Raw genomic sequence first — 7,005 nt, forward strand, 5'->3', positions numbered from 1 at the left:
GCTGGTGGCAGTCCACCGAACTACGACCGCGCCGCCTACCGCGACCACAATCGGGTCGAGCATGTTTTCAGCAGGCGCAAGCACTGGCCAGGACTGGCGACCCGCTTCGGCACGCCGGGCAGCCACTGCCGGCACAGACTCGGCCTGGCCGGGACCACGGACTGGCTACGCGCGGATCCCCGACGGCCAGCCTTGACGGGACCTGGCGCAGCGGTGCCGGCTGGTTCGCGCAGCGCCAGGCCGGTCGTTTACGGGGTCAGGCCGGCGGCCTGGAACGCGGCTTCGGCTTGGTTGCGCTGGTTGACGGCGCCGTAGTAGTTGGGGTGGACGAAGGTGCATGCCTCGCCCTTGGGGAGCTCCGCGGGTACCTGTTCGCGGGCCGGGCACTGGTACTGCGCCGGGTCGGCGGGCTTGTCCACGCCGGGCGGCATGACCAGGTTCGAGAAGATGCCGTACATCCATCGGTTGGAGCCGGTGGCGCACACGCCGTGCCCTGTACTCGAGGTGTAGGTGTCGACGTACACGGCCTGGTTCTCGTCGGCCGCGTCTGCGACCTTCTGGTTCAGCTGCTGCTGCAGGGAGTTGAGGTACGGTGCGTCGTTGGTCAGCCGGACCGTGCCGAGCTGGTGGAAGTTGCCGTACGAGCAGCCGAACGCGGAAGGCACGATGGCGGGGTACCCGAGCAGGAACACCTTCGCGCCAGGAGCCCTGGAGTGGATGTCCGCCACAAGGGTCTGCAGGCCGACCTCGAGGATCTGAAAGCGCTCGTTGAGCCAGTGCTGCCCTGCCTCGGACTCGTAGTACGTCTTGCAGTACTTGACGGGCAGGGTCTGCTCGGCTCCGATGGCCAGGCAGTTGTTCAGGATGTCCCCGAAGCCGAAGTCGTTGCCGCCGATACCGACCGTGACGATGTCGGTGTCGGCGTTGACCGCGTCGATCTGCGGCCGCTTGGTGACCCAGCCGCCATGGTCCTTGCCGTTGGAAGGCGGGCCGAAGAGCATGCCGGCCGGCTGAGGCCCCAGAACCCCTGCCGCGATCGTGGCCGCGCCGCACGTCACGTCGGTCACGTTCACCCAGCCCGGGTGCTCCGCGTTGAGATCCCGCGCCAGCATCGCCTCCCAGTTGAACCCGGAACGGCCACACCCGTCGCTGTCAGCGGGAGCGTCCCACGGCGGGACCATCACATCCGCGCTGTAGGAGTCTCCCAGCGCCACCCAGTTCAGTGCCTCAGCGGCCCGGCCGCGATCGGCATTCGCCGGGACCGCGGTGGCCGACCCTGCACTCGCCGCACCGGCCAGCAGCAGAGCCGCCGAGGCGAGAGCCACCAGCCGGCCCATGGACATCGGACGCATCCACATCTCCCATCACCCAAAGCAGTCACTTTCGCGACCGCGCCCGCCGCGCACGCGGCCGGCACCCCGGCGGCCGTCCCGCCTTGTCGCACGTAGAGGGTTGTAGCGCGGGCCGGCCCAGCCCGGACACGGCTGCGGCCGCCAACTCACCCTGCTGGGGGTATCCGTTCACCGGGGAAACGATCCCGCCCCGCCCGCAACGGCAGGCTCTGCGCCCTGTTCGTACGCGACGACACCTCGGTGATGTGAACCCGCCCGGAAGCGGGCGGCACCTGGAGGCCCCCCCCGGCAAAATGGCAGCGCCACACCTACTACGAGACCCCGCAGGCAGGCTCTGGTGGCGGACACTACGACTGGATCCGCGACGACGAAATGCAGCTACAACGCAAGTAGCCAAGCCCGCGCGGACAAGTGGCCGGGCGCGGGCACGACAGCCCCCACGAACGGTCGGCGACGAGCCGCGGACGAGCCCCGGCGGTAGCGGATGGGCGACGCGTCGATGCCGGTGGCGGCTCACCTCATCACCCAGGAGCGGGGCCCAGATCCGCGGCATCCACGCCCAGCACACCGGCCCTACGGCCCGGGCTGCCAGCGCGACAGCGTCACCCGGCAGTCCGGGCCCGCGCCTGCGATTGGCCGCAACTGTTAGAGCACCCGCCAGACCCCAGGACGAGCAACCGGCGTCTTTCGCCCCGCTACGTCGGTGTGAGGAGTGTGAAGTCGGCGAAATCGAACCCAGGTGTCACCACGCAGCTCACCAGGACCTCTTCATCGCCGGCGGGGCAGGCGCTTTGCCAGTGGCCGGCGGGAACGCACACCTCCAGCTCCGCGCCAGGACAACGGTGCGATCCCAGGCGGTACTCGGTGACCGTGGTCGGTGTCGGCCCGGGCGGGCTGATGTACAGCGTGAGGGGGCCGCCGTCGCGCCAGAGCCAGATTTCGTCGCTGGCCACCGCGTGCCACTGGGACCGTTCCCCCGGTGCCAGCAGGAAGTGGATCAGGGTGGCCGACGGCCGCTGGCCCCGGCCGGCCGGATGCGCAACGGTGACGGGCGAGGTGTAGATCCTGCGGTACCAGCCCCCTTCGGGGTGGGGTTCCAGGTCGAGGGTGCGGGCGGTCTCGGGACGGGAACTCATCAGTGGCAGCCTCCGGTCGGAACGGCGCTGTCCGGGCTGGCGGCCGAACTAGCGCTCGTCATGGTCCTGGAGGACCATTCTGGCCAGGCAGCGCGCGCCCAGTGACGCCGGCACTCCCCACTCAGCGGGACGTTGACCGTCTGGCGGCGCACAGCCATAAGGGAACGGTCCGGCTCGGCCGGGAACGACACCCCCTGCCAACAGCGCCCCAGCCCACCCCGCCGCGCCCGCACGGCCCGAGCCGACGGTGGCGGCTCCCCCGGACGGGGTGGGGAGGGGTTCCGGCTCGTGTCCGCCCGGCCCAGCGCGCGGTTGGGCACGGCGGGCTGTGGCTGCTCGGCGGCTCGGGCTTCCTACGGTGCGGGGCTCATCCAGGGCGGGCCCGCCTCCCCAGCGCCGGGCGGTGGCGCCCCGAGCGCTTCCCGGGCACTGCGCCATCGACCTACGGGTCAGGCTGAGTGGGGTTCTCTGGCTTCACCTGGCTTATGCGGTGACTACGAGGTCACCGGTGGCCCCTTTCCGGTCGGTGTGGGCGAACCAGTAGGTCCGGTCGGCTTCGACAAAGGTGTCCACCGGTCGCGCTTCTGAGCCTATTCCCCCACCCCCGCCGACACTTGGCCGGCGGCGTGACCGATGGGTTGCTGGAAAGCATCTCGCGCGACCTCATAAGCCGCCCCGCCGTGCTGCGGAAGCCGCCCTGCGTCTTTTTGCGTCATCGTTTCAGCACCCCTTTCTCCACCCTTGCCCGGGAACATATACGGTCTCCACAAGTTCATTGGCAAGGAGGGGCGTTCTTTATGTCGAACTATATCGGTTGGATTCGATCCCAGGTCGGGAATTCTTTGATCCAGCTCAACTTCGCCGGCGCGTGCGTGGTCACCGACGACGGTGTCCTGTTGCAGCGGCGCGGGGACGACGGTGCGTGGGGATTTCCCGGCGGGGCGATCGAGCTGGGTGAGTCGGCCGCCGAGGCGGCGGTACGGGAGACGGAGGAGGAGACCGGGCTGCAGGTGTGCGCGGACGCGCTGCTCGGCGTGTACACGAAGTACCGACACGATTACCCCAACGGCGATGCGGTCCAGCCGATCACCGTGTTCTTCCGCTGCTCGGTGGTCGGCGGACAGTTGGGCGGCAAGGATGCGGAAACGCTGGAGCTTGGGTATTTCCCCTTGTCACAGGTACCGCCGCTGACGAACGCTCAGCACGAGGATGCCCTGTCCGATCTGAGGCTCGGCCGACACGGCGTCTTCCGCTGAGTCCGGCTACCGTCCGGGCCCATTACGGGGTGGCTCGAAGGCGGGCTGCGGACGAGTGCCGGGCGCGGTGGTGAGGGGCGCCTCCCTGGATCCGCCGGCAGCCGCCATGGTGGAACGGGAGGTCGCTGCCTTCGTCGTCACCACGGGGCAGCCGGCCTCCCGTTGCCGTGTGCGGTTCTGGGTGGCCAGGAAAGCGGCGGCGTGCTCCTCGACGATGGCAGCGACGCGTTCGGCAACACCGGGTGTGCCCAGGACGTAGGCGGTCTGTCCGTCCGCCACGGGGAACTCCAGGCACCGCCCGCCGGTGGCCTGTACGGCCGCCCAGCCCGCAGCCACGTCCCACGGCTTGGTGCCGATGCCGACGTAGGCGTCAAGCGCCCCGGTCGCGATGTCGAAGAGGTCGCACGAGGTGGATCCGGTGCGCCGGAAGTCCTGTACCTCGGGCATGAGCCGGATGAGGGTCGACAGTGTCAGTGGGCGGCGTTCCTCACTGATGGAGACGCTGACCGAGACCAGGGCGGCACTCAGTTCGTCTGTGGCGGACACCGACGGTGTGCCGTGTCCCGACAGGATCGCGCCGGTCTCGTCGCAGGCGATCCACAGTCCCGTGGCGGGCCGGATGATCGAGCTGGCCGCGGGTATGCCGTCCACCTCGGCGCGCGACACAGCTCCCGCGCCGCTGTTGCTCCGTGCTGCGAGGTGGGCCCGCGTCGTTCGGATTCCCCGCCCTCCTGATCAAGCCCTGTTTGGGTAGCCGCGGCAGCCCACGCGTGTGCGGGGAGCAGGGCACGGCCGGGCAGGACTCAAACGTGATCGCGGGGTCACCTCCGGGTGTGCGGGGAGCAGCGGATGGACTCGGGGGCCGGGCCACCGGTGGAGGGGTCATCCCCGCGCTTTCATTTCACTTGACCATCGGGAGGAACGTACGCCGGCACCCTCCACCGAAAGTCTCAGGTTCCTGGCCGGGCCCGAGTTCGCGACCGACACCCACCTTGACCGTGGGCGCCTGCACCGGCACGCCGAGTGCGTCTGCCACGCTTTGCGCCGCAGCGACATCTGTCACCTCCGGCCGGATGGCTCCCGTGCGGCATGATACGAGGCGAACGGGTCCGCCGTCGTAATTCGGTACGCGCCCTAACGGGCAAGGAACGGACCGATTGCAGCGTTGAGTTCGGTGGGCGTGTCCAGGGCGATGAGATGCGCGGCGGCAGCGAACTCGACCAGCGTGGCGCCGGGGATCTCGGCAGCGTAGCGGCGGGCGATGTCCTGGAAGTCGGCGACGTCGAGCTTGCCGACGCCCACCAGGGTGGGGACGCGGACGGCGGCGAGGTCGCCGGTCGCAGGACCCTGGGAGTGCTGCCCGACGGTGTCCTGGTTCACCAGCGATGTCCGCACCGCGCCACCGAGCCGGTCGGCCAGTCCGTCAGCCACGTCGTCCCAGCCGCGAGAGGGGCCGCGCAGCCACATGTCCAGGTTGATCTGTACGGCGGCCTCCAGGTCATCTGCCTCCAGGGCCGCCGTCTCGGCCTCGTCGTACGCGATCATGTCCGCGGACCAGTGATAGCGCGGCCATGGCGCGGCGAGCATCACCAAAGAGTGCACCCGATCCGGGTGGGTGAGCGTGAAGTCCAGGGCCACGCGGCCACCCCAGGACGCGCCCACGAGCCGGACACGTTCGTGGCCGAGGTGATCCAGGAGACGGAGCAGGTCATCGGTCTCACGGAACGCACTGCGGGGAGGCGCGGACTCGCCGAAACCGCGCAGGTCGTAGCGGACCACGGTGTGCCGTTCCGCGAGAGCGGGCACGACTGCGTCCCACATGCGGTGATCGGCGACACCGGCGTGCACGAGCACGACGGGCGAGCCTTCACCGGTCACGTCGTAGCAGAGATGTCCGAAGTCATCATTGAGCATGAGCATGCGTGGATGATCGCAGAGCGGCAACGCATGAGCCAGTAAAGGTGCAGATCAGGGCATGATCAAGCAATGGGGTTGCCCCTCACGAAAGAGCTCAACTTTCCCTCGCGCCACTCAGTGGTCAGGACTCGTTACGCGCCAGGGCGTCGGCCGTTTCGCACACCGCGCAGGCCATCCGGGCGGCACGGGCCTGCTTCTTCGACCAGGCGGGCCACTCCGCCGACAGCGCCACCATGGCGATGACCAGGCCATCGGCCCTGGGCCGGAGCACCGGGAAGTCCAGTTCGAGGCGTCCTACGCAATGTCGGCGACGGTCTGCTCCAGAGGCGGCATCCGTGGCAGCAGATGGGCCAGGTCCGTGCGCCGGATGCGCACCGCCTTGCCGGCCTGGCCGCCAATGGGAGAAGGTGAGCCCGGTCAGGCTGCCGGGGCGGTCAGGATGGCCTTCGCCACCAGCCGGAGATTCCTGATCATCGGATTCGGGTCGTCCTTGCGGCTGACCAGGACGACCTGGCTGGGAGGAGAGCCCTCGACCGGGACGGTGACGAGGTCGGGGCGCAGTGAGCTACGCCGATCGCCGACCGGTAGCACGGCGATCGCCCTGCCGCTCGCAACGAGTTCGAGCTTGTCCTCGTAGCTCTCGATCGGCGGCACGTCGGCCCCGAGGAGCCGGTAGGAAGTCCAGTCCTCAGTCTCGAACGCGCAGGGCGCCGCTGCCTCACCGGCCAGTTCTTCTGCGGTCACCGACGTGCGGTCGGCCAAGGGGTGGCCGCGCGGGACCACGAGCATCCGGGGCTCCTCGTACAGCGGGGTGGTAAGGACGTCGTCGGCTGCGAGCGGCAACGGGGCTCGCGCGATCAGGGCGTCGACGCGTTTGTCGGACAGCGCCCCGATGTCGCGGCAGCTCAGGTACCGGGTGGTGATCTCGGCGTTCGGGTAACGGCGGCGCAGTTCCCGTACGGCGGTAGTGATCACCAGGTCTTCCACGTAGCCGATGGCGATTCGTTCGGTCTCGGCCTGTTCGCGCACGGCCTGTTCGGCTTGGCGGGCGGCGTGCAGCAGGGCTTGGGCCTGGGGGAGGAACGTCTGGCCGGCCGGAGTGAGCCGGGTGCCCTGGGACACCCGGTCCAGCAGTCGTGCGCCGAGATACTTCTCGAGCCGTTGGATCTGGCGGCTCAGCGCCGGCTGGGCCACGTGCAAGTCGGCGGCGGCGCGGCCGAAGTGGGGGTGGGGCGCCCCGCCCCTGTTATTTCGCACCCGCCGCCCTTACAGGTGCATTCAGATATAGTTCAACCATCCACAGCGTGCGCACAAGCGCTTGAGTATTAAACACTTTGGCAAACC

Annotated in this window: 7 protein-coding genes; 1 reads left to right on the top strand and 6 read right to left on the bottom strand. The window is 69.2% G+C overall.

Annotated features, from left to right (window positions below; genetic code table 11):
- Positions 1 to 248: 248 nt before the first annotated feature.
- Positions 249 to 1,352, bottom strand: coding sequence for an SGNH/GDSL hydrolase family protein (locus ACFXA3_RS02920; protein ID WP_385181022.1), 1,104 nt, complete (start codon positions 1,350 to 1,352; stop codon positions 249 to 251).
- Between the two features lie 695 nt (positions 1,353 to 2,047).
- The gene (locus ACFXA3_RS02925; protein WP_385181025.1) at positions 2,048 to 2,488 is read right to left on the bottom strand and encodes a cupin domain-containing protein; all 441 of its coding nucleotides are present in this window, start codon (positions 2,486 to 2,488) and stop codon (positions 2,048 to 2,050) included.
- Positions 2,489 to 3,285: 797 nt separating this feature from the next.
- Between ACFXA3_RS02925 and ACFXA3_RS02930 the strand changes: the two genes are divergently transcribed.
- Positions 3,286 to 3,744: an NUDIX hydrolase gene (locus ACFXA3_RS02930; protein ID WP_385181028.1), complete on the top strand. Its 459-nt coding sequence runs from the start codon at positions 3,286 to 3,288 to the stop codon at positions 3,742 to 3,744.
- A 6-nt stretch (positions 3,745 to 3,750) separates the two neighbouring features.
- Here ACFXA3_RS02930 and ACFXA3_RS02935 read toward each other — a convergent pair whose 3' ends face one another.
- From ACFXA3_RS02935 to ACFXA3_RS02950, 4 genes are all read right to left on the bottom strand, one after another.
- A complete protein-coding gene (locus ACFXA3_RS02935; protein ID WP_385181031.1) occupies positions 3,751 to 4,410 on the bottom strand; it encodes an inositol monophosphatase family protein in 660 nt (219 codons plus the stop codon).
- Positions 4,411 to 4,878: 468 nt separating this feature from the next.
- Positions 4,879 to 5,664, bottom strand: coding sequence for an alpha/beta fold hydrolase (locus ACFXA3_RS02940; RefSeq protein WP_385181034.1), 786 nt, complete (start codon positions 5,662 to 5,664; stop codon positions 4,879 to 4,881).
- 118 nt (positions 5,665 to 5,782) lie between these two features.
- Complete coding sequence (locus ACFXA3_RS02945) at positions 5,783 to 5,932, bottom strand: hypothetical protein (RefSeq protein WP_385181036.1); 150 nt, start codon at positions 5,930 to 5,932, stop codon at positions 5,783 to 5,785.
- Between the two features lie 146 nt (positions 5,933 to 6,078).
- Positions 6,079 to 6,918 (bottom strand): LysR family transcriptional regulator, encoded by an 840-nt coding sequence (locus tag ACFXA3_RS02950; protein ID WP_385181039.1) that lies wholly within the window; start codon positions 6,916 to 6,918, stop codon positions 6,079 to 6,081.
- Positions 6,919 to 7,005 lie beyond the last annotated feature (87 nt).

The sequence above is a fragment of the Streptomyces sp. NPDC059456 genome (assembly GCF_042750055.1).
Lineage (GTDB): Bacteria > Actinomycetota > Actinomycetes > Streptomycetales > Streptomycetaceae > Streptomyces.